19 protein-coding genes and 1 pseudogene are annotated in these 22,150 nt (G+C 69.5%); 16 read left to right on the top strand and 4 right to left on the bottom strand.

Features of this window, described 5'->3' with window-relative positions; all coding sequences use genetic code 11:
* The first annotated feature begins 133 nt into the window (after positions 1-133).
* From ACIBH4_RS25865 to ACIBH4_RS25845, 5 genes are all read left to right on the top strand, one after another.
* Entirely contained in the window at positions 134-505 is a 372-nt protein-coding gene (locus ACIBH4_RS25865) for an STAS domain-containing protein (RefSeq protein WP_362513271.1), read from the top strand.
* Positions 506-699: 194 nt separating this feature from the next.
* Entirely contained in the window at positions 700-1,326 is a 627-nt protein-coding gene (locus tag ACIBH4_RS25860; RefSeq protein ID WP_362768430.1) for an ATP-binding protein, read from the top strand.
* Between the two features lie 536 nt (positions 1,327-1,862).
* Complete coding sequence (locus tag ACIBH4_RS25855) at positions 1,863-2,117, top strand: ferredoxin (protein ID WP_362513265.1); 255 nt, start codon at positions 1,863-1,865, stop codon at positions 2,115-2,117.
* Complete coding sequence (locus tag ACIBH4_RS25850) at positions 2,114-3,505, top strand: FAD/NAD(P)-binding oxidoreductase (protein WP_362768427.1); 1,392 nt, start codon at positions 2,114-2,116, stop codon at positions 3,503-3,505. Before ACIBH4_RS25855 ends, ACIBH4_RS25850 begins: the two co-directional genes overlap by 4 nt.
* Positions 3,506-3,676: 171 nt before the next feature.
* The gene (locus tag ACIBH4_RS25845) at positions 3,677-4,894 is read left to right on the top strand and encodes a cytochrome P450 (RefSeq protein WP_362768424.1); all 1,218 of its coding nucleotides are present in this window, start codon (positions 3,677-3,679) and stop codon (positions 4,892-4,894) included.
* Between the two features lie 143 nt (positions 4,895-5,037).
* Here ACIBH4_RS25845 and ACIBH4_RS25840 read toward each other — a convergent pair whose 3' ends face one another.
* A complete protein-coding gene (locus ACIBH4_RS25840) occupies positions 5,038-5,754 on the bottom strand; it encodes a DUF2071 domain-containing protein (protein WP_362513256.1) in 717 nt (238 codons plus the stop codon).
* Between the two features lie 162 nt (positions 5,755-5,916).
* On the opposite strand from ACIBH4_RS25840, the gene ACIBH4_RS25835 reads away from it, so the two are divergent.
* The 6 genes from ACIBH4_RS25835 to ACIBH4_RS25810 all read left to right on the top strand — a co-directional run bounded on the left by ACIBH4_RS25835 (position 5,917) and on the right by ACIBH4_RS25810 (position 10,696).
* Positions 5,917-6,258, top strand: coding sequence for a putative quinol monooxygenase (locus tag ACIBH4_RS25835; protein ID WP_362768421.1), 342 nt, complete (start codon positions 5,917-5,919; stop codon positions 6,256-6,258).
* Positions 6,259-6,359: 101 nt separating this feature from the next.
* Positions 6,360-6,944, top strand: coding sequence for a hemerythrin domain-containing protein (locus tag ACIBH4_RS25830; RefSeq protein WP_362513250.1), 585 nt, complete (start codon positions 6,360-6,362; stop codon positions 6,942-6,944).
* Between the two features lie 244 nt (positions 6,945-7,188).
* Positions 7,189-7,464 (top strand): DUF2795 domain-containing protein, encoded by a 276-nt coding sequence (locus ACIBH4_RS25825; protein ID WP_362513247.1) that lies wholly within the window; start codon positions 7,189-7,191, stop codon positions 7,462-7,464.
* A gap of 74 nt (positions 7,465-7,538) precedes the next feature.
* Positions 7,539-8,078 carry an isochorismatase family cysteine hydrolase gene (locus tag ACIBH4_RS25820; RefSeq protein WP_362768418.1) on the top strand — a complete coding sequence of 180 codons (540 nt, stop codon included), beginning with the start codon at positions 7,539-7,541 and terminating at the stop codon, positions 8,076-8,078.
* 354 nt (positions 8,079-8,432) lie between these two features.
* A complete protein-coding gene (locus ACIBH4_RS25815) occupies positions 8,433-9,455 on the top strand; it encodes an iron-containing redox enzyme family protein (RefSeq protein WP_362513241.1) in 1,023 nt (340 codons plus the stop codon).
* An 11-nt stretch (positions 9,456-9,466) separates the two neighbouring features.
* Positions 9,467-10,696, top strand: a complete 1,230-nt coding sequence (locus ACIBH4_RS25810) for a glycosyltransferase family 2 protein (protein ID WP_362768415.1) — start codon at positions 9,467-9,469, stop codon at positions 10,694-10,696.
* On the opposite strand, the pseudogene ACIBH4_RS25805 reads toward ACIBH4_RS25810, so the two are convergent.
* The 3 genes and pseudogenes from ACIBH4_RS25805 to ACIBH4_RS25795 all read right to left on the bottom strand — a co-directional run.
* Positions 10,660-10,770 (bottom strand): annotated as a pseudogene (locus tag ACIBH4_RS25805) (hypothetical protein); the annotation flags it as partial. The gene ACIBH4_RS25810 and the pseudogene ACIBH4_RS25805 overlap by 37 nt on opposite strands.
* Before the next feature lie 135 nt (positions 10,771-10,905).
* Positions 10,906-12,624: a serine/threonine-protein kinase gene (locus ACIBH4_RS25800; protein ID WP_362768438.1), complete on the bottom strand. Its 1,719-nt coding sequence runs from the start codon at positions 12,622-12,624 to the stop codon at positions 10,906-10,908.
* 688 nt (positions 12,625-13,312) lie between these two features.
* Positions 13,313-13,633, bottom strand: a complete 321-nt coding sequence (locus tag ACIBH4_RS25795; protein WP_362513235.1) for a plasmid stabilization protein — start codon at positions 13,631-13,633, stop codon at positions 13,313-13,315.
* 311 nt (positions 13,634-13,944) lie between these two features.
* Here ACIBH4_RS25795 and ACIBH4_RS25790 point away from each other — a divergent pair, with 311 nt between their 5' ends.
* The 5 genes from ACIBH4_RS25790 to ACIBH4_RS25770 all read left to right on the top strand — a co-directional run bounded on the left by ACIBH4_RS25790 (position 13,945) and on the right by ACIBH4_RS25770 (position 22,145).
* Positions 13,945-14,163 carry a hypothetical protein gene (locus tag ACIBH4_RS25790; protein ID WP_362513232.1) on the top strand — a complete coding sequence of 73 codons (219 nt, stop codon included), beginning with the start codon at positions 13,945-13,947 and terminating at the stop codon, positions 14,161-14,163.
* Between the two features lie 150 nt (positions 14,164-14,313).
* Entirely contained in the window at positions 14,314-16,113 is a 1,800-nt protein-coding gene (locus ACIBH4_RS25785; protein WP_362768412.1) for a thiamine pyrophosphate-requiring protein, read from the top strand.
* A 7-nt stretch (positions 16,114-16,120) separates the two neighbouring features.
* Entirely contained in the window at positions 16,121-17,224 is a 1,104-nt protein-coding gene (locus ACIBH4_RS25780) for an enolase C-terminal domain-like protein (RefSeq protein WP_362513226.1), read from the top strand.
* Between the two features lie 151 nt (positions 17,225-17,375).
* Positions 17,376-20,270, top strand: a complete 2,895-nt coding sequence (locus ACIBH4_RS25775; RefSeq protein ID WP_362768409.1) for an FAD-binding and (Fe-S)-binding domain-containing protein — start codon at positions 17,376-17,378, stop codon at positions 20,268-20,270.
* A 90-nt stretch (positions 20,271-20,360) separates the two neighbouring features.
* Positions 20,361-22,145 carry a glycoside hydrolase family 15 protein gene (locus ACIBH4_RS25770; RefSeq protein WP_362513219.1) on the top strand — a complete coding sequence of 595 codons (1,785 nt, stop codon included), beginning with the start codon at positions 20,361-20,363 and terminating at the stop codon, positions 22,143-22,145.
* The last annotated feature ends 5 nt before the right edge of the window (positions 22,146-22,150 follow it).

Here is a 22,150-nt window from a genome sequence, read left to right as displayed (position 1 = left end):
TGAGAGTGACCGGATCGGCCCCCGCCCCGGCTCCCGGGGTGATCATGCTCTCCCATTTCGATACGGGCATCACGCCCGGCTGCCGTCTCTCGGCCGTGCTCTCCTCCCACCGACCGTCTGCAGAGGTATATCCGTGAGCGCTACCGTCCGCGTGACCGACATGTCCGATCCCGCCGAGCAGGAGACACTTCTCCTCGCGCTGGCCGGCGAACTGGACTACAACAACGCCGAGCGCTTCCACCACGACCTGCAGGACGCCATCGGCGAGAGCAGGGGCGACCTCGTCATCGACCTGACCGAGCTGACCTTCTGCGACTCCACGGGGATCCAGAGCTTCCTGAAGACCCGCCAGACCGTCCAGGACCGGGGCGGCAACATCGTCCTGACCAACCTGCATCCCCGCCTGGAGAGGCTCTTCCACCTGACCGGCCTCGCCCACGCCTTCGGCATCCAGCCCACCGTGGCCGACGCACTCAAGGCACTGCGACCGAGTCAGCCGTCGTAACCGATCCCGGCCCCGCCCGGCCGCCACCTTCCGGGAGCACGACCGAGCGAACATCTGTTGGTCCTGGCGGTCGTAAGTTGGCAATGAGCGGGCAGGTGTCTAGCATCGTGTAACTCGTCAGCAACGCCCTGATTCTGGAGCAAGTCGGCGCGCCCCCCGGTGACTGCCAGATAAGGCGATCTCAAGGGGGTGTCGTGACCGGCGACCACGGCCAGCACTGGCCGATCGACGAGGACCTCAGCGGTCTGCGGGAGCGTCTCCAATATCACGCCGTTCAGGCAGGCATGCGGGGCGAACGGTTGGATGACCTCCTCCTCGTCACCAACGAGGCGGTCATCAACATCCTGGAGCACGGCGGCGGCAAGGGCACGTTGGCCATCTGGCAGAACGAGACCCACCTGACCGTCGACGTCACCGACACCCTGGGGCTCCTGACCACCCGGTACGTCCCCAGAGAACGTCCCACGGGGACGGTCCGCGGGTTCGGCCTGTGGCTGATGAACCAACTGTGCGACGAGTTCGCCATCGACCAGACGGAGCAGGGGTCACGCGTCCGTCTGCGCATGCGCCTTGTCCCTCCAGCGGAGGGGAACGGGTTCGATGATCCGGCCGACTCCGCGCGGTCCACCTCCGGCACCACGGACCACGCACGGACCGCCACCGCCTCCAGCACCACCGACTCCGCGCGGTTCACTCCCACCTCCGGCACCACGGACCATGTACGGACCGCCCCCACCTCCAGCGCCGCCGATCCCAACCGGGGTGTCTCCGATCCCGCACGGGACGATCCAGGCCAGGACGAACTCCAGGTCTTGTTCTAAGACCTCCAGGTCTCGTTCTAAAAGGAACCGGAGAATTCCCAAAACACCGCTCATGAGGGCGGCGGCCTTCGCGGTTCATCGGCCCCGGTGAACGGATCCCCCGTCGCGCCGCCCTCGGTTCCACCCTTCTCCGTACGCAATCCTTGACCGTGATCTGGCGGAAGACCGACGTCACGGACAAATGCCCGCGATACGATTATCTGGCCAGGTCAGCGCTATCGGATAACGTCGCGAAGAACATCCGCGATGCCCGCCGGGCTTCTCGGGAACGCCGGAGACACCGGCCTCCCCTGGAGAGCGAAGCCAGGAAACCGACACCCATCCCTTGGCACCCACGGCGCCCGCGAGCCTTCCGGAGCCTTACAGGTCCTCCAGGGCCTTCCGGAATCCACAGCGTCTCTGACGGCACGCGAAGCCACCCGCCCGGTCACAACCGCCGGGACGATGCCGAGACCGTCCACCTCAGAAGTCGACCCCGTTCTCCCGGTTCTCTCCGTCTCACTCAGCCGTACGCAGGTTTGGAAGGGATGGTCAATATGAGGGTTGTCGTCGATCTGGCGCGGTGCCAGGGATACGCGCAGTGTGCCTTCCTGGCCCCGGACACGTTCCGGATGCAGGGCGAAGAGGCGCTCATGTTCCACTCCAACCCGGATGAGGCGCAGCGGGAAGAAGTCCTGCGCGCGGCGGCCGCCTGCCCGGTCCAGGCGATCCTCGTCGACCTGCTGGACACCGTCGCGATCCCGCCCGTGACCGCGACGACGGCCGCGACGACCGGAACGAGAACGGTGTGACCGGCGAGCGGAGCGGGGAGACGTTCCCGAGCGACGGCCGCATCGTCATCGTCGGCGCCTCCCTCGCGGGACTGCGGGCAGCCGAAGCGCTCCGCGACGAGGGCTTCACCGGCTCGCTCACCCTCGTCGGGGACGAGGTGTGCGAACCCTACGACCGGCCTCCGCTGTCCAAGCAGGTCCTGACCGGCTGGGTGCCCGCGGACGGCACCGCGCTACCGAGGCGCCGTGAGATCGACGCGCATTGGCTGCTCGGCGTGCCCGCCTCCGGGCTGGATCTCGCGGGCAAGCGGGTGGACCTCGCGGACGGGCGTGAGGTCCCCTTCGACAGGTTGCTGATCGCCACCGGTGTGCGCGCCAGGCCCTGGGCCGACGAGTCCGAGGCCGCCCTGGACGGCGTGTTCGTGGTCCGCACGCGCGAGGACTCGGGCCGCCTGTGGGAGCGGCTCGCCGCCGGGCCCGGCCGGGTGCTCGTCGTCGGGGCCGGTTTCGCCGGTTCCGAGATCGCCTCGGTGTGCCGTGGACACGACATACCGGTGACCGTCGCCGAGACCGCCGAGGCCCCGCTGGTGGGAGCCCTGGGAGGCATGGTCGGCTCGATCGCCGCGAACCTCCAGCGTGCCCACGGCGTCGACCTGCGCTGCGGCGTCAAGGTCACGCGACTGGAGGGGGACGAGCGGGGACGGGTGCGCCGGGCCCACTTCTCCGACGGCGCCACGGTCGACGCCGACGTGGTGGTGGTCGCCCTCGGCGGCGTGCGCAACACCGAATGGCTGCGGGACTCCGGACTGGCCGCCGGTGTCTGGGGCGTGGCCTGCGACTCGGGCTGCCGTGCGTTCGACGTCAACGGCCTCGTCACCGACGACGTCTTCGTCGCCGGGGACGTGGCACGCTGCCCGCACCCGGTCTACGAGTATCGATTCCTGTCGCTGGAACACTGGGCCAACGCGGTCGAACAGGCCCAGGTCGCGGCCCACAACATGGTGAGTTCACCGACCGACCGCTGGCCGCACCTGTCCATGCCGGCGTTCTGGTCGACGCAGTTCGGCGTCAACATCAAGTCCGTCGGTGTACCTGTCCTGTCGGACGAGGTCGTCGTGACGCAGGGATCGGTGGAGGAGCACCGTTTCGTCGCCACGTACGGCTATCGCGGCCGGGTCACCGCGGCGGTCAGCTTCGACAACGCCAAGTGGCTCGACCACTACCGGCATCTGATCGAGACGGCGGCCCCCTTCCCGCCCTCCTGTCCCACCCCCGACCAGCCCGTCGACATGAAGCCCGTGCCCGCCCACTTCCCCGACCGGGAGATCATCACCCACGGGGCGACGGTGGTGGTCACCGGTTACGAGCCGAGTGAGCGGCGCGTGGCGTTCGCGCGGCCGGGCGGTTGATCCGTTGAACCGGGCCGTCGACCTGTCCTGCCAGACGGCTCACCCGTTCGAACCGGCTGACCCGCCCGGCCGGAAGGCTGCCCCTGTTGACTCGCCCGGCCGGATGACCGACCCGTTCGAACCGATCCGGCCGGGGCGGCCGGTACCGGCGACACACCAGGAGAAGCGGCTATGACAGTCACCCATTCGTCCAGCGTCTTCCAGCGCATCCTCGACCACTCCAGCCGGGCCGATCCGTACCCGCTCTACACCGAGTTGCGCAGGACCCCGGTGGCCCGGCAGGAGGACGGTGGCTACATCGTCAGCACCTACCGGGAGATCACCGCGCTGCTTCACAACCCACATCTCAGCTCCAACACCGACAACCTCGACAACCCCGGCCCCGCCGCCGGCCGCGAGGACCCACCGGCGTTCATCGGCCTCGACCCGCCGCGCCACGACCGGCTGCGCCGTATCGCGATGCGGTACTTCGGCCCCCCGCACTCGCCCAGGCTGGTGGACGACATGCGCCCCGACCTGAAGGCCGTCGTCACGAACCTGATCGACAACCTGGTGAGCAAGGACGAGATCGACATCGTCGACGACTTCGCCTACCCCTTCCCCGTCACCGTGATCTGCCACCTGCTCGGCGTGCCCCGCGAGGACGAGCCTCGGTTCCACGGGTGGGTCGAGGCGATCGTCGCGGTGCTCGACTTCAACCCCGCGACGGCCCCCGAGGAACGCGTGCGGGAGGGCATCCAGGCCCGCAAGGACCTCAGGGCCTACCTCGCCGAACTCCTGGAGAGCCGTCGTGGCCGGCCGCCGGGCGACGACCTGCTCTCCCGGCTGGCCAACGACGAGGGACCCGACGGGCGCATGACGGACGAGGAGATCGTCAGCACCGCCAACCTGCTGCTCATCGCGGGCCACGAGACGACCGTCAACCTGATCACCAACGGCGTGCTGACGCTGCTGCGCCACCCCGACGTGCTGGAACGCCTGCGCCGCGAGCCCGAAATGATCATTCGGACGGTCGAGGAACTGCTGCGCTACGAGCCGCCGGTGCATCTCATCCCCTGGCGGGCCGCCTACAGCGACCTCACCGTCGCGGACACCGTCATCCCGAAGGGCTCGCAGATCACGCTCGTGCTCGCCTCCGGCAACCGCGATCCCTCCTGCTTCCGCGACCCCGACCGGTTCGATCCCGACCGGCGGGACAACCAGCACCTCGGCTTCGGCGGGGGCGTCCACCTGTGCTTCGGCGCTCCACTGGCCCGGCTGGAGACGCAGATCGCGCTGACCGAACTCGTACGCAACCTGGAGAACCCCCGGCTCGTCGCCGATCCGCCCCCGTACCGGCAGAGCGCGGTCCTGCGCGGCCCGCGCCACCTCCTCGTCAGGCAGGGGTGAGGGTACGGTCCGTCCTTCTCAGGCAGGGGTCACCTCAGGCAAGGGTCACCGCGGCCCAGGGTCACTGCGGCCCGGGTCACGCCACGGCCCCGGGTCCGGGCGGGAGGACCCGCGTCACCGGGCCCGACAGGAGAGCCCGCGCGTCACCGGGTCCACATCCCGATCCTTACCGGCACCCCGGGGGAGGCGTGCAGTACGGGAGCATGATCGGGTGCGTCGAGGCCGCCCGCCTGGAGCAGGTCCTGGTCCAGATGGATCAGCCGGGCGTGGCGCAGCGGCCAGTCGGGGTGCTCGACCTGGGCGGTGACCGTTTTACTCGCGATCGTGGTGAAAAGCCGATAGCGGGCGGTCAGGAAGTGCGCCAGTTCGTCACGCTCAGGCTCGGTGAACGGCGGACCGTGCTCCACGATCGCGTCGCACCGCGCGCCCACGGGCCCCGGCAGGCGCCTCCGGCAGCGGTAGCCGCGCCGCTCGCCGACGGCACTAACCGCCATACGGGACCAGAAGTAGGGCAACCCGTACCCGGCCCGCGCGCCGAGCACCGCGAGCAGGCGACCGGCGTCCAGCGAGAGGAACCAGATGCCGTCACGCCCCTGCTCGTCCCGTACGTAGGTGCGCACGTTCGTCTCGGGAAACCGCGACAGCCACGGCAGGGCGGGCACGCCCGGCGCCCGCACGTCCTCCATCAGAAAGGTGGTGAGGCCGACCCAGGCCGTGCCGTCGAAGGTCTCGGCCGTGAGTCCGGGGGGCAGCAGCCGCTGGATCACGGCGGGTGGGTACCGCCAGTGCATGAAGGTCATCTCGGACCAGCGGTGGTACATGACCGGGTGGGACAGATGAGGGGACGGCGGAGCCTGCATGATCCGCTCCTTCTCTGGTGATGGCGGTGCCCGGGCGAGGGTGTCCGCCACTTATCTTGGCCATGACGCCGGGTGTCGTCCCTGGCGACACCCGTCTCGCCTTCCGACAAGGCCAGACTTCCAACGAAAACACATTCCAAACAGAGCCGAAGGGGCCAATTCGTGATCTTCATCGCCGTCAAGTTCACCGTCCGTCCCGAGCGAGCCGACGAATGGCTCGCACTCGTCGACGACTTCACCCGGGCCACTCGCGACGAGCCGGGAAACATCTTCTTCGAATGGTCCAGGAGCGTCGACACACCCGACCGGTTCGTTCTCCTGGAGGCGTTCGCCTCGTCCGCCGCCGGTGAGGCGCACGTGGGATCGGAGCACTTCAAGACCGCCATGACCTGGATGCCCGATGTGGTGGCGGAGACGCCGGAGATCATCAATGTCGAGGTGCCCGGCGAGGGCTGGTCGCGGATGACAGAGGTGACGCCCAGGGCGGGCCAGGACCATCCGTAGGGAAATTATCGGTTCGCTTACGCTCTCCCGCGCCCCCTCGGATGGATTTCCCGCTCCAAAAGGGTAGGGCAGGCCGGACAAGAGGAGAGGGGAGAGAGAACATGGGTGATCGTCAGACGGTGCCCGAGCTGATGGGCGAGAACGATGTGGTGGATCTGCTGCTGGCCCAGCACGCGTTGATCCGCGACCTGTTCGACGAGGTGGAGAAGGCCTCGCCGAGCGAGCGACCGGAGGCGTTCCAGCGCCTGGTGCGGCTGCTGGCGGTGCACGAGACCGCCGAGGAGGAGATCGTCCACCCGTACGTCCGCCACAAGATCGAGGGCGGTGACGCGGTGGTGGACGACCGGCTGGCCGAGGAGAACGAGGCCAAGCAACTGCTCATGGAGATGGACAAGGCCGGCGCCGACGATCCGCGGTTCGCGGAGAACCTGGCGGTGCTTCGGGCGGCGGTGACGGCCCACGCCCGCAGCGAGGAGCGCTACGAGTTCACCCAGCTGCGCGCCGAGACCAACGCCGCCGAGCGCCGGGCCATGGCGGTGGGGGTGAAGGCGGCCGAGGCGATGGCGCCGACCCACCCGCATCCCGGGGTGGAGTCGGCGACCAAGAACCTGCTGGTGGGCACACCGGTCGCGATGATGGACCGAGCCCGTGACGTGATCCGCCAGGCCATGGGCAAACAGGGCTGAACAGGTCCGTATCCGGGTCTGTACCGGCGAGCCGGGCCCGCGGCGTCGGCCGCGAGTCAACGGGTGGTGGCCTTCTCACATGGATTTTTGCCCCATAGAGAGCGGGTAAGGGCTCATCCGGCACAAAAACGTCATGAGACGAAATACCGGGAATGACACCCAACACCCGTACGAGACTCTCACCTGACGCCAGGGCCCGCTCCGAGAGGGGACGAGCTTTATGGTCACATCGAGGGAGAACGATATGACACCGACATCACGAGCGCCCGGCCACGAACCCGGCACCCCGCAGGGCATCACCCCGCAGGGCGTGCAGGCCCGCAGCGAGCTGGCCCGGTGGATCAGCGGCGCCGACGCCTTCCCCGCCGACCGCGCCACCCTGCTGGCGCGAGCCGAGGAGCAGGGCGCACCCGACGCGGTGCTCGGGGCGGTGCGGTCACTGCCGGAACAGACCTTCGAGACCCTGGCGGACGTGGCGCAGGCACTCGGATACGGCAAGGAAGAGACCGGACAGGGCTGAAGCCGAAGGGTGATCATGGTTTTGCCCCGCGAGAGCCGTGATCACCCTCGGCCCGGATCACGGAGGACGGAAACATGAGTGCTGTCGCGGTGGTCGTGGTGGACATGCTGAATCCCTACGACCACGAGGACGCCGATGCGCTGCAGAAGAGCGCCGAGCAGATCGTGGAGCCTCTGGCGGAGTTGATGAGGCGTGCCCACCGGCATCGGGACGCCCAGCTGATTGTGGTCAACGACAACCACGGCGACTTCGCCGCCACGGCCGAGGACCTGCGACGTCGTGCCCTGGAGGGACGACGCCCCGACCTGGTCGAGCCGGTGCTTCCACCGACCGACTGCGCCTTCATGCCCAAGGTGCGCCACAGCGCGTTCTTCGGCACGCCGCTGGAGTATCTGCTGCGCCGCGAGGAGGTCGAGACCGTCGTGCTGGCCGGCCAGGTGACCGAGCAGTGCGTGCTCTACAGCGCCCTGGACGCCTACGTGCGCGACTTCTCCGTCCGGGTGGCCTCCGACTGCGTGGCCCACATCCATCCCGACCTCGCCGAGGCGTCACTGCGGATGATGGAGCGCAACATGCGCGCCGAACTCCTTCCCGCCGACCGCTGCCTGGAATGACCCTCGGCTCTACGCACCGCGCAGCGGCCCCGGCACCCACCGACCGCTGCCACCTGGGATAACGGCGTTCACCCTGGTCGCTCGTCACCTCGACGCGACCCTCCTCACGGCTTGCGCTGCTGGGAGGTTAGCTCGGTAAAGATGAGGGCATCAGGGACATATGGTACGAGTGTTCGATAAGTCAACATACGAGCACATATCCACAAACGATCGCACCGACATCGGGACCCACTCATCTACCGGGCCGGGAACCCCGCCGCTCGACCTCACGGGGAGACACCCTCCGGGAATCTGAATCTCCACCGGCCCATCCCCCCTTCCACCCGCAGCTTTTCGCCGATACGGGAGATCGTGATGCAGCTGCCCACGCCTCGGGGTCCCCTTACCGCCGCGCTCTTCGAACGGCTGAGGCGTCCGCCCCACCCCTTCGACACACCACCGGCACCGGCCGGAGCTCCCGCCATCGACGACGAGGACCTCCAGCTGGCGCTCTTCACCTGCTACGAGCTGCACTACCGGGGCTTCGAGGAGGTGGACGAGGAGTGGGAGTGGGAACCGTCGCTGCTGGCGATGAGGAAGGTGCTGGAGCGAGGGCTGGAGGACGGTATCGCGCGAGCCGTACCCCGCCCACCGTGCCCACCGTGCCCACCGCTCACGCCGGACGTGCCCATGCGACGCGCCCTGGCCGAACTGGTGGCCGCCGACGACGGCCCCTCCCTGTCGGCCTTCCTCGCCAGGCGAGCCGATCTGGAACAGTTCCGCGAGTTCGTCGCGCACCGGTCGATCTACCACCTCAGGGAGGCCGACCCGCACACCTGGGCGATCCCCCGGCTGAACGGCCGTCCCAAGGCGGCGCTGGTGGAGATCCAGGCGGACGAGTACGGCGGCGGGCGCGTCGAGAAGATGCATTCCGAGCTGTTTCGGGCCACCATGCGCGGCCTGGGACTGGACGACTCCTACGGCGCCTACCTCGACCGGGTCCCGGCGATCACGCTGGCGATCTCCAACACCATGTCGCTGTTCGGTCTTCACCGGCGCCACCTCGGGGCGCTGCTCGGCCACCTGGCGGCGTTCGAGATGACCTCCTCGGTCCCCAACCGTCGCTACTCCACCGGACTGCGCAGGCTGGGAGGCGACGAGGCCGCGAGGCGTTTCTACGACGAGCACGTGCAGGCGGACGCCGTCCACGAGCAGATCGCCGCGCACGACATGTGCGGCGGCTTCGTCCGCGAACACCCCTCGCGGGCCGGTGACGTCCTGTACGGAGCGGCCTGCGCCCTCGCTCTCGATCGGCTCTTCGCCGAGCACGTCATGGATCGCTGGCGGTGCGGTGTCTCCTCACTGCGCGAGACGAATGTGATGGCGGAGAGCCGCTGACGGACCTCGACATGGACCCCGACATGGAGACGGATCGCGACATGGACCCCGATGTGGGCTACGGCACGAACCCCGACACGGACTCCGGTATGGACTCCGGTATGGACTACGTGCTGCCGCTGCGCTGGAATGACGACGCCGGTCTTGAGGAGCTCACCGCCTACCTGCGCCGGCTGCGCCCGCTCGTCCGTGTCATCGTCGTCGACGGCTCCCCCGGCGCTCTGTTCGCCCGGCACGCCGCCCGCTGGGAGGGCCTCGCGCTGCACGTACGACCCGACGGTGACCTCGACTTCGCCAACGGCAAGGTCAACGGGGTGATCACCGGACTGCGCCTGGCCCGCGCAGAACACGTGGTCATCGCCGACGACGACGTCCGCTACGGCGAGGGCGAACTGGCCAGGATCGACGCCCTGCTGAGGAACGCCGACCTGGTCCGCCCGCAGAACCACTTCGACCCGATGCCCTGGCACGCCCGCTGGGACACCGCCCGCACCCTGCTCAACCGCGGTTTCGGCGCCGACTATCCCGGCACGTTCGGGGTGCGCCGCTCGACCTTCCTCGCGATGGGCGGCTACGACGGGGACGTCCTGTTCGAAAACCTTGAACTGATCCGCACCGTCCGCGCCCACGGAGGCCGTGAGGATCGCCCGCTTGATCTCTACGTTCGCCGCCTGCCGCCCGATCCGCGCCACTTCTGGTCCCAGCGGGTTCGCCAGGCCTACGACGACCTCGCGCAACCGGCCCGCATGGCGTTCTTTCTCGCCATCGCACCCGCTCTCGCCGTCGCGCTGCTACGACGACGCCCAGGGCCGGCCCTGGCCGGGGCCGGGCTGGCGGTGGGCCTGGCCGAGATCGGTCGCCGCCGCGCGGGCGGGCCACGGGTCTTTCCCTTCACCGCCGCGCTGTTCGCCCCGATATGGCTGCTGGAGCGGGCCGTCTGCAGCTGGCTCGCCCTCGCGACCCGATTCCTGCGCGGCGGCGTCTTCTACGCCGGGCGCCGGATACCGGCCGCCGCTCACCCGCCCCGCCTGCTCAGAAGGCGTGCCCAGAGGCGTGCTCGGACACATGCTCAGACGTGTGCTCAGGCTCAGACGTGTGCTCAGGCCGCCGCGTCCGGCTCGCTCGCGGCCCGGAAACCGGCCCGCTTGTGCGAGCCGTCGCAGAACGGTTTGGAAGCGGACAGGCCACAACGGCACAGCGCCACCGTCGCCCGGCCGGGATCGATGACGGCCCCGTCCTGAGTGAGCAGGGTGAACGGCCCCCGGATCAGCAGCGGCCCGTCCTCACAGGGGGTCACTGTGACCGAATCATCCATTTTTGAGCGCATATCGCCCCTGTGCCCACCGCACCCCGGAAAAAACGCCGGTCCGCGCCAAGACGGACCGCCCCGGTTCCATCGATTTACGCGCCCATTGCTCAGCAGACCGTACACATACCGCTCGCGGCCTCGTCAGCGGGAGACGTAGCAGTAGTTCGAACTGTTCTTGAAGCGGTGGACGGCCTTCGGCTCGTCGAACCGCCACCGGCAACCGGCGTCACGTTTGGCCTGGGTCAGATACATGGTCCGGTCTCCCTTCGGTATGACGCAGTACGCCCCCGGCCTGGGGGTTTTCCGGTATTCCACCCACTCCCAGCCGATCGTCCTGCAGTAGTCGGTGAAATGGCCGGGACCGAGTTCGACGAGCCGCGCCGGTTCGGGCGACGAGCGTCCGGGGCGCGAGTCTCCGCTTGAGGGTTCGGTACGGGTGGAGGGTTCGCGGGAGGGCTGGGGCACCGCCGGCTTCGTCGCGGGGCGGCTGCTCGCGACGGGATCGGACACCGATGGTGTGGGAACCACCTCCGGAGAGGCGGTTCCCACACCGATGGAGGCCGAAATGGGGCCGGCGACGTCCTTCGGCGTTCCTGTCCCGCCGATCGGTCCTGTCCCACCGGTCGGCGCCGGCGAGGTCCGCGGCCCACCGGCCACCGGCACGGTCGAGTCTCCGACGGGCAGCAGAGCGACGAAGGCCCCGGCGGCTCCGGCGACGACCACGGCGGCGACTCCCACGAGGACCGTCGTGCGCCTCTTCCCGCGCCTTTTGAGCGTGTCCGGGTCCGTGGCGGCGCCCATGACGCCGGAGGCGTCCGCTCCGCCCGGCGAATCCACCGCTCCGTCCCTGCCCGGGAGACTCGATTCCCTGTCCCGGGCCGGCGAACCCACCGCTCCGCCCCTGCTCAGGAGGCTCGACTCCGTACCCCGGGCCGACGAGCCACCCCCGCCGGTCCCGCCCGGCGAACCAGGCGTCTCATCTCGGACCGGTGATCGCGAAGCGCCGTCTCCCGCGGGGGCGTCCGGGCGGTGGACGGCGTAGGTCTCCAGTGAGTCGACGGGAGCGGACCCGTTCCCGCGCACCAGCCGATCGAGGATCTGCTGCGCCGTGGGCCTTCGGCCCGGGTCCTTGGCGAGGCACGCGGCGAGCAGGTCCCGCAGCGGTGTCTCGATCCCGTCGAGGTCGGGATCGAGGTTCAGGATCCTGTTGATGATCACGGGAATGGCCTCGTCGCCGAACGGTGGACGGCCCGTCGCCGCGAAGGCGATGGTGGAGGCCCAGGCGAAGACGTCGAGGGCGAGACCTGGCCGACCGGCGCTCAGTTGCTCGGGGGCCATGTAGGCGGGCGTTCCCACGACCCTGCTGGTCACCGCACCGGTCACCGCGAGGTCCCGGGCGATGCCGAAGTCGATGACCCGGGGCCCGTCCGGGCCGATCAGCACGTTCTGCGGCTTGAAATCCCGATGGACGATTCCGGCGTCGTGCAAGGCGACCAGCGCGGTGGCCGTACCGATGGCCAGGCGTTCCAGAGCGCTGCCCGAACGCGGCCCCTCCTCGGTCACCACCTCCTGGAGCGAACGGCCCGGGACATACTCGCTCACGATGTACGGGTGGTTTTCCCAGATGCCGAAATCCAGGACCTGCGCCGTACAAAAACGGGCGACCCGTTTTGCGACTTTCAGCTCACGCTCGAAGTCATCACGGACGACGCTGTCCCGGCCGAGCCGGATATGGAAGAGCTTTATGGCAACGGGAGCGCCGGAATCCGGCTTACCCAGATAGACGACGCCCTGCCCGCCCTCCCCGATCTTCCTGACAATGCGATAGGCGCTGATTCGTGAAGGTTCTCCGGACTCCATGAGTTGATCGTCCTTCATGCACCCTCCCCCGGATATGAACTGTTCGACGCGGATGTCGGCCGCGACAGCACCGTTCGGCCGGACCACACCCCGGAGACGGCGAGGGTGGGGGTGGGCACGTCCACAGCCGGCTCGCACGGATCGAGGTCGATGCGAGATCGTCCAGCACGTCAGGAAGCATGCCCGAATCCCGAGTTTCGACCTCAATGCCCCCGCACGGATCCATAACTCAAGTCATCATAGGATCGACATTATGTACGTACAACAATTTTCAACATATCAACGCACCGTTGAGATGGCATTTCACATGAATCCCCCGGTCATGCGACCGTGAGCCCTCATGGGGAATTCCCCGAACAGAGAATGAAATCCCGTGGGGGACGGCATGGCCGCACCGCTCCCGTCCACCCGGCGGAGATGCGCGAAACCGCACGTCCAGGCTCGGACACCGTGGTCCGCATTCGCCCGGCGTATGAGTCTTCACCTCGCACGCGACGGCCGTGTTCTCGATATCCCCCGGCATCCCCCGGCATCCCCCGGCATCCCCTGACCGGCGCCACCGGCACTCGGACGACGTCAACGGTGTTCTCGACGAGCACCGTTGCCACCGCGGTCCGCGTGGCACCGGTCTTCAGGACGGTCGCCTCACCGTCGCGCCCGAAGCCGACCGGGCCCTAACGGCCGATCACTAGCCGATCGCCTTCTCCAACTGGGCCTTCGTCATCTTCGAACGTCCCTTGACGCCGCGGCGCTTGGCCTCGGCGTACAGCTGGTCCCGCGTCCGGCCACCCGCACCCGAGTGCGAACGCAGCCCGCCGCGCCGGGAGGAGGAGATGTCCTGGGTCGAGGTACGGCTCGCGGTCCGCGACTCACCGGCTCTCGCCCGCTCCTTGTTCACCGTGCGGGCCGCGATCTCGGTCGCCCGCTTCTCGCTCTCGCCGCGCTCGCGTGCGCTCTCCTTGATGTGCTTGTACTGTCGTTCCCGCTTGGGACTCGATCCCCGAGGCATGACGATCCCCTTTCCTTGATCCTTTCGTCGTTCGTGCCCTTGTTCGGTCCCTGCCCCAACGCCTCCCGGACATGCGGACACCGGCCGAATTCGGCTCACCACCACCGCCGTGGGTGACGAACCTGCCAGGCGCGAGGAGCCGGACTGTTTCCACCGACCGGCGCACACGCCGCCGAAACACCGGATCACGAATCGGATATCCACAAAACAAGCCCATTGGGTTATATGTCAGGTTTTGTGGTGGTTTTGCGCTAGTCGGGGTAAGGGAGCAGGAAAGACGGCCGACGGCACCACTGGCCGGGAGGAGGGTTATGAGGAAACCGCTGAACGCCCGGCTGATCGTCTCCTGCATCGCTTTCATCGTCTTGCTGGCGCTCACCCTTGGGGCCGGGATCTCCCAGATGTGGCCGCTCTTCCTGGCGGGCATCGCGCTGACCGCGCTGGCCGCCGCCTGCGCGCTGGTCACCGGGGAGTGGCTGGCGACCCTGCGCAGGGGCGGTCCCACCAGGTCCGGCCCCCGGCGCCGCTGAGCCCCCACGGCCGGCGGCCGACAGGAGGGCACGGATCTCGCGGGAACCCTGGGACGACCGGCCGGCTTGGAGCAGACCGACGGGGTGGGCGAAAGGCGGGGTGTGAGCGGTCGTTCGGCCGCCTGTATCCCAACCGAGGGGGAATGACCGATGACTTCGACGACCGTTGCCGACTATGTGCTGAAACGCCTGCGTGAGTGGGGGGTCCAGAGGGTTTTCGGCTATCCGGGCGACGGCATCAACGGCCTGCTCGCCGCATGGGGACGGGCCGGGGACCGGCCGGTGTTCGTCCAGGCGCGGCACGAGGAGATGAGCGCGTTCGAGGCGGTCGGCTATGCCAAGTTCGGCAGGCGCCTCGGGGTCTGCGCGGCGACCTCGGGACCGGGCGCGATCCACCTGCTCAACGGCCTCTACGACGCCAAACTCGACCACGTCCCGGTGCTCGCGATCGTCGGCCAGACCAACCGCAGCGCGATGGGCGGCTCCTACCAGCAGGAGGTCGATCTCCTGTCGCTCTACAAGGACGTGGCCGGCGAGTACGTGCAGATGGTCACCGTGCCCGAGCAACTGCCGAACGTGCTGGACCGGGCGATCCGCGTGGCACTGGCCGAGCGGGCCCCGACCGCGATCATCCTGCCCGCCGACGTACAGGAACTCGAGTACACCCCGCCGGGCCACGAGTTCAAGATGGTGCCCTCCAGCCTGGGCATCGACTGGCCGAAGATCTTTCCTGACGACGCGGCGCTCCACTACGCCGCCGACCTGCTCAACGCCGGTGAGAGGGTCGCGATCCTGGCCGGTTCCGGCGCCCGAAGTGCCCGTGAGGAGCTCAAGGAGGTCGCCGAGCTGCTGGGGGCGGGCGTGGCCAAGGCACTGCTGGGCAAGGACGTGCTCTCTGACGAGCTGCCGTACGTGACCGGCTCCATCGGGCTGCTGGGCACCCGGCCGAGCTACGAGATGATGAAGGGCTGCGACACGCTGCTCACCGTCGGCTCCAGCTTCCCCTACACCCAGTTCCTGCCGAACCTGAACCAGGCACGGGCCGTGCAGATCGACATCGACCCCAAGCTGATCGGCATGCGCTACCCCTACGAGGTGAACCTGGTCGGCGACGCCGCGACCACCCTGCGGGCCCTCATCCCGCTGCTGAAACACAAGCAGGACCGCTCCTGGCGCGAGAGCATCGAGTCCGACGTCGAGCGCTGGTGGGAGACCATGCGGATGGAGGCGATGGTCGAGGCCAAGCCGGTCAATCCGATGCGCCTGTTCCACGAGCTGTCCCCGCTGCTGCCCGCCGACGCGATCGTCACCGCCGATTCCGGCTCGGCCGCCAACTGGTACGCCCGCAACCTGCGCTTCCGCGACGGCGTGCGTGGTTCGCTGTCGGGCACGCTGGCCACCATGGGGCCGGGCGTGCCGTACGGGATCGGCGCCAAGTTCGCCCACCCGGACCGCCCGGTGATCGTGTTCGCCGGCGACGGGGCGATGCAGATGAACGGCCTGGCCGAGCTGATCACCGTCAAGCACTACTGGCGCGACTGGTCCGACCCGCGGCTGATCGTCGCGGTGCTGCACAACAACGACCTCAACCAGGTCACCTGGGAGATGCGCGCCATGCAGGGCTCGCCCAAGTTCCCCCAGTCGCAGACCCTGCCGGACGTGGACTACGCCGCCTTCGCCGCGAGCCTGGGCATGGGGGCGTTCACCGTTGACAGCCCCGAACAGGTCGCGCCGGCCTGGGAGCGTGCGCTGGGGGCCGACCGGCCCGTCCTCCTGGACGTGTACGTCGATCCCGACGTGCCTCCGATCCCGCCGCACGCGACCTTCGAGCAGATGAAGGACTCCGCCGAGGCGCTTCTGCGGGGTGACGAGAACCGCTGGGGCGTCCTGCGGGAGGGGATCAGGACCAAGATGCAGGAGTTCCTGCCGCACCGCGACGGCGGCAGGTGACCGGACCGTGACCGGTCCACTCGTCGAGGCGGTCGAGGCGAGCGCCTACACCGTCCCGACGGACGGGCCCGAGGCCGACGGGACGCTGGCCTGGGACTCGACCACGATCGTGCTGGCGCGGGTGCGGGCCGGTGGCGGCACCGGTCTTGGCTGGACGTACGGGCCGGCCGCCTGCGCCGTTGTGATCGGCGACCGGCTCGCACCGGTGGTGCGGGGCCGTGCCGCGCTGGACATCACCGGCACCTGGCAGGCCATGGTCCGCGCGGTGCGCAACGACGGCAGGCAGGGGGTGGCCGGGTACGCGCTCTCCGCCGTGGACGTGGCACTGTGGGACCTCAAGGCCCGCCTGCTGGACCTGCCACTGCACCGGCTCATCGGCGCGGCCCGCGAACAGGTCCCGGTCTACGGCAGCGGCGGCTTCACCACCTACGACGACCGCGCGCTCACCCGCCAGCTCGCCCACTGGACCCAGGAGCGGCGGATCCCCCGCGTGAAGATCAAGATCGGGGAGTCCTGGGGCGCGAACCCGGGCCGCGACCTGGAGCGGATGCGCCTGTCCAGGAAGGTCGTGGGTGAGGACGTCGAGCTGTTCGTGGACGCCAACGGCGGCTACACCGTCAAGCAGGCCATCCGGGTGATGGGCGATGCGGCCGGGCTGGATGTGCGCTGGCTGGAGGAGCCCGTCTCCTCCGACGACCTCGACGGGCTGCGCGAGGTCCGCGCCGCCGTGTCACCCGAGGTCACCGCCGGGGAGTACGGCGGCGATCTCCCCTATTTCCGGCGGATGTGCCAGGCGAGGGCGGTGGACTGTCTGCAGGCCGACGTGTCGCGCTGCGGCGGGATCAGCGAGTGGCTGCGGGTCGCCGCCGTCGCCGCCTCGCACGGCCTGCAGCTGTCCGGACACTGCGCGCCGCACCTGCACGCGCACGCCGCCGCGGCCGTTCCCAACCTGCGCCACCTGGAGTGGTTCCACGACCACGCGCGGATCGAGACGATGTTCTTCGACGGCGCCCTCGACCCGGACGACGGGCTGTTGCGGCTTCGCCAGGACGCGCCGGGACACGGCCTGAGCCTGCGCCACGCCGATGCCGAGCCTTATCGGGTCGGCTGACGGCGTGCCGCCCGGCGACCGACCCGATACGGCTCCCGGCGGCGGTAAGGTCCGAGGACGCGCCCCGATCCCGGCGGAAACAAAAGAACTCCGCGCCGGAAAATTACCCTTTTTCACCCTAGTGAGGTTTATGTAGGGTATGTAGGCATTTGTGTCCCTTTATCGCAACCTCAGGGCCCGGGTGGACGGGGAGGTGCGGTGCGACGAGGGGTCGCTCGCCGCCTACGCCCACGATTCCTCGAACTACCGGCAGACCCCGTCCGTGGTCGTGGTGCCCCGCACCGTGGAGGCCGGGGCCGAGGCCGTGCGCGTCTGCCACGAGCACCGGGCGCCGGTGCACTCCCGAGGCGGGGGGACCAGCCTGGCCGGGCAGTGCTGCAACGAGGGCGTGGTGATCGACTGGTCGAAGTACTGCACGCGACTGCTGTCGGTGAACGGCGAGCGGGCACTGGTCGAGCCCGGCATCTGCCTGGACGATCTCAACGCCGAACTCGCCGACCGGCACCTGATGGTCGGTCCCAAGCCCTCCACCCACGACACCTGCACCATCGGCGGGATGATCGGCAACAACTCGTGCGGCGCCTCGGCGCAGGCGTACGGGAAAACGGCCGACTCGGTGATCCGACTGGAGGTGCTCACCTACGACGGCCTGCGGATGTGGGTGGGGGAGACCTCCGAGGAGGAGTACGAGCACATCCTCGCGCTGGGTGGGCGCCGGGCTGAGATCTACCGGGCGATGCGAAGGTTGCGCGACGAGAACCTCGCGCTGATCCGGACCCGCTACCCGAAGATCCCGCGCCGCGTCTCGGGCTACAACCTGGACTCGCTGCTGCCGGAGAACTGCTTCAACGTGGCCCGCGCGCTGGTGGGCAGCGAGTCGACGCTGATCACGGTGCTACACGCGGAGATCAGCCTCTTCCCGGTGCCCCGGTTCCAGTCGCTGGCGGTGCTGGGCTACCCCGACATCGCCACGGCGGGCGACATGGTGCCGAAGATCGTGGAGCACCGGCCGCTGGCGCTGGAAGGGCTCGACCACGAACTGATGGACCTGGCCAGGGTCGAACACGCCGCCGGGCAGGAGGTACTGGACAGGCTGCCCGAAGGGTCGGGGTGGCTGATGGTGCGGTTTGGCGGCGACACCCGCGAGGAGGCCGACGAGCGGGCCAGGAGGCTGCTCGACAAGACCACGGGCGCGCACACCACCTATCTGGACGACCCCGCAGAAGAGGAGCGGGTGTGGAGGGTCCGCGAGGCCGGGCTGGGCGTGACCGCCTACCCACCGGACAATCCCGACACCCACGAGGGCTGGGAGGACGCGGCCGTCCCGCCGGGGCGGCTCGGCGACTACCTGCGCGACTTCCAGACGCTGCTGAACCGCTTTGACTACCGCAACTCCTCTCTCTACGGGCATTTCGGGCAAGGGTGTGTGCACACCCGGATACCGTTCGACCTGGACGACCCCGAGGGAGTGGCGAAGTACCGCGGATTCGTCCAGGATGCCGCGCGCCTCGTCGCCTCCTACGGCGGGTCGCTGTCCGGCGAGCACGGCGACGGGCAGTCACGGGGCGAGCTGCTGCCGATCATGTTCGGCCCCGAGGTCGTCGAACTGTTCGGTGTCTTCAAGCGGATCTGGGACCCGGAAGGGCGGATGAACCCCGGCAAGATCGTCGATCCGTACCGGCTGGACGAGAACCTCGACCACCTTGACTATCACCCCGCCGAGCCGAAGACGTACTTCGACTACCCGGACGACCACCACCGGTTCACCCACGCCGCCGCCCGCTGCGTCGGCGTCGGCAAGTGCCGCTCCGACTCCGGCGGGGTGATGTGCCCCAGCTACCGGGTCACCCGGGAGGAGCGGCACAGCACCCGGGGCCGGGCCCGCATCCTGATGGAGATGATGCGCGGCGAGACGGTCACCGGCGGCTGGCGCTCCAGGGCGGTGTACGACGCGCTCGACCTGTGTCTGTCCTGCAAGGGCTGCCGAGGTGAGTGCCCGGTGCACGTGGACATGGCCACCTACAAGGCCGAGTTCCTCTCCCATCACTACCGGGGACGGCCACGGCCGGTCGCGCACTACTCGATGGGCTGGCTGCCCCTGTGGGCCAGGATCGCCGCCCTCGCGCCCGGAGCGGTCAACGCGCTCACCCACACGCCCGGCCTGAGCGGGCTGATCCGGCTGGCCGGGGGTGTCGATCGGCATCGCGAACTGCCGCGCTTCGCCGCCGAGCGCTTCACCGACTGGTTCCGCGACCGGCAGCCACGAGATCTCGACGGGGGCGAGCCGGTCGTGCTGTGGCCGGACACCTTCACCGACAACTTCCGTCCCGGCGCGGCCGTGGCGGCGACGCGCCTGCTGGAGGCGCACGGCTACCGGGTCGAGGTGCCGCCGGTGCCGCTGTGCTGCGGGCTCACCTGGATCTCCACCGGCCAGCTCGCCACCGCCAGGCGCGTGCTGCGCCGGACCGTGGCGGCGCTCGCCCCCCGGCTGCGGCGGGGGGTGCGGGTCGTCGGACTGGAACCGAGTTGCGCCGCCGTCCTGCGCTCCGACGCGCCCGAACTGCTGTCCGGCGACCCGGACGTGGAACTGCTCGGCCACCGGATCAGCTCGCTGTCGGAGATGCTGCTCGACCGGGTACCGGTCGCCCCGCCGCCGGGTACGGGAGTGCGCGCGCTCGCCCAGCCGCACTGCCACCAGCACGCCATCTGGGGCTTCGAGGCCGACACCAGGCTGCTGGAGCGCGTCGGGGTCCAGGTCGAGGTGCTGGACGTGGGCTGCTGCGGGCTCGCGGGCAACTTCGGCTTCGAGCGCGGCCACCACGAGATCTCGACCGGGGTGGCCGAGCTGGGGCTGTGGCCCGCCGTGCGGGCGGCGGACGAGGGGACCAGGATTCTCGCCGACGGCTTCTCCTGCCGCACCCAGATCGAGTCCGGCACCCACGCGAAACCGGTTCATCTGGCCGAACTCCTCGCCGAGGTGCTGTTGCGGTCGCCACCGGCCCCCGCGCGCCGGCAGCAGGAGCGGGTGCGCTCGGGCGTCCGCTGAACCACCTCGCCGACCCCGCCCTCTCGCGTACCCGACCGAGCAAGCGGGCCGTCCGGCGGCCCCGACACGCCGAGAGGGGAGGCCGGTTCCATGGTGGAGGAAGACACCACGAGCTTCGCCCCGCATGTGCTGCGGCAGTACGCCTTCCTTGCCGACGGGTATCGCGGGGCCCTGATCGGCCCGATGGGGGACATCTGCTGGCTGTGCGTGCCGCGATGGGACTCCGACGCCGTGTTCACGAACCTGCTCGGCGGCCGTGGCGTGTACGCCATCACGCCCACCGGCGCACGGTTCGTGTGGGGCGGGTTCTACGAGAACGGCTCGCTGATCTGGAACAGCCGGTGGGTGACCTCGCACGGCATCGTCGAATGCCGCGAGGCCCTCGCCTTCCCCGCCGATCCGGAACGTGCCGTGCTGCTGCGCCGGATACGGGCCGTGGACGGCCCCGCCCGGGTGGCGGTGATCCTCGATCCGCGGGCGGGTTTCGGCAGGCGGCCCCTGCGCGAACCGCACCGCGAGGCGGGGGTTTGGAGCGGCCGCACCGGCGACCTCCACCTGCGCTGGACGGGTGCCGAGCACGCCCACCAGGGAGCGGGGGGAGAGCTACGCGCCGATCTGCGGGTGCCCGAGGGAGAGCATCACGACCTCGTGCTGGAGCTGGCCTGTCGGCCGTTCGACGTGGCGCCCGTCGATCCGGCGACGGCATGGCGCACCACCGAACAGTCGTGGCTCGTCACCGCGCCCTCCCTGCGGGGGTGCATCGCCCACCGCGACGCCATACACGCCCACACGCTGCTGCGAGGCATGACGACACCGGGCGGCGGCATGGTCGCCGCGGCCACCACCTCGTTGCCCGAGCGCGCCGAGGCCGGCCGCGACTACGACTACCGCTACACCTGGATCCGCGATCAGTGTTATGCAGGCCGCGCGGCGGCGGTCGCCGGTCTCGACGATCTGCTGGACGCGGCGGTCGCATTCGTCACCGCACGGCTGCTGGCCGACGGCCCTCACCTCGCACCCGCCTACACCGCCGTCGGCGGTCGGGTGCCCGAGGAACACCCGCTGCCGTTCCTGCCGGGCTACCCGGGATCATCGGTCAAAGTGGGCAACCGGGTGACCGGGCAGTTCCAGCTGGATGCGTTCGGCGAGGCGCTGCTGCTCCTCGCCGCCGCCGCGCGCCGGGATCGGCTGGATATCGACTCCTGGCACGCCCTGGAGAGCGCGGTCGACGCCATCGCGCGACGGTGGCGGGAGCCGGACTCGGGAATCTGGGAGTTGCCCCCACGGCAGTGGGTGCATTCCAAACTGGTCTGCGTCGCCGGGCTGAAGACAGCGGCGGGCATCGCCCCGGCCAGGCAGGCCGCTCACTGGAGCGCCCTCGCCGATACCGTCCTGGCTCACACCTCACGGCACGGACTCCACCCGTCCGGCCACTGGCAGCGCGCTTTCGACGATCGACGAGTGGACGCGGCCCTGCTCATCCCGGCCATCCGTGGCGCCCTCGCGCCGGATGATCCGCGAACCGTCGCCACGCGCGCGGCCGTACACACCGACCTCGAACGCGACGGCTACCTCTACCGCTTCCATCAGGACCAGCGGCCTCTCGGCGAGGCGGAGGGCGCCTTCGTGATGTGCGGGCTGATGGCCGCGCTCGCCGCCTACCAGAGCGGAGACGAGGTCGAGGCGGTCCGCTGGTTCGAGCGCAACCGTGCCGCGTGCGGCTCACCGGGCCTGTACACCGAGGAGTACGACATCGGCCAGCGGCAGTCGCGGGGCAACCTGCCCCAGGCGTTCGTGCACGCACTGCTGCTGGAGTCGGCGGTAACGCTCTCGGTGCCGGGGTCCGGGCGAGGCGGCGCACGTACCCTCCCGTGACGCGA

The organism is Streptosporangium sp. NPDC050284 (assembly GCF_044459525.1).
Lineage (GTDB): Bacteria > Actinomycetota > Actinomycetes > Streptosporangiales > Streptosporangiaceae > Streptosporangium.
This window is presented reverse-complemented; position numbering and strand designations above follow the sequence as displayed.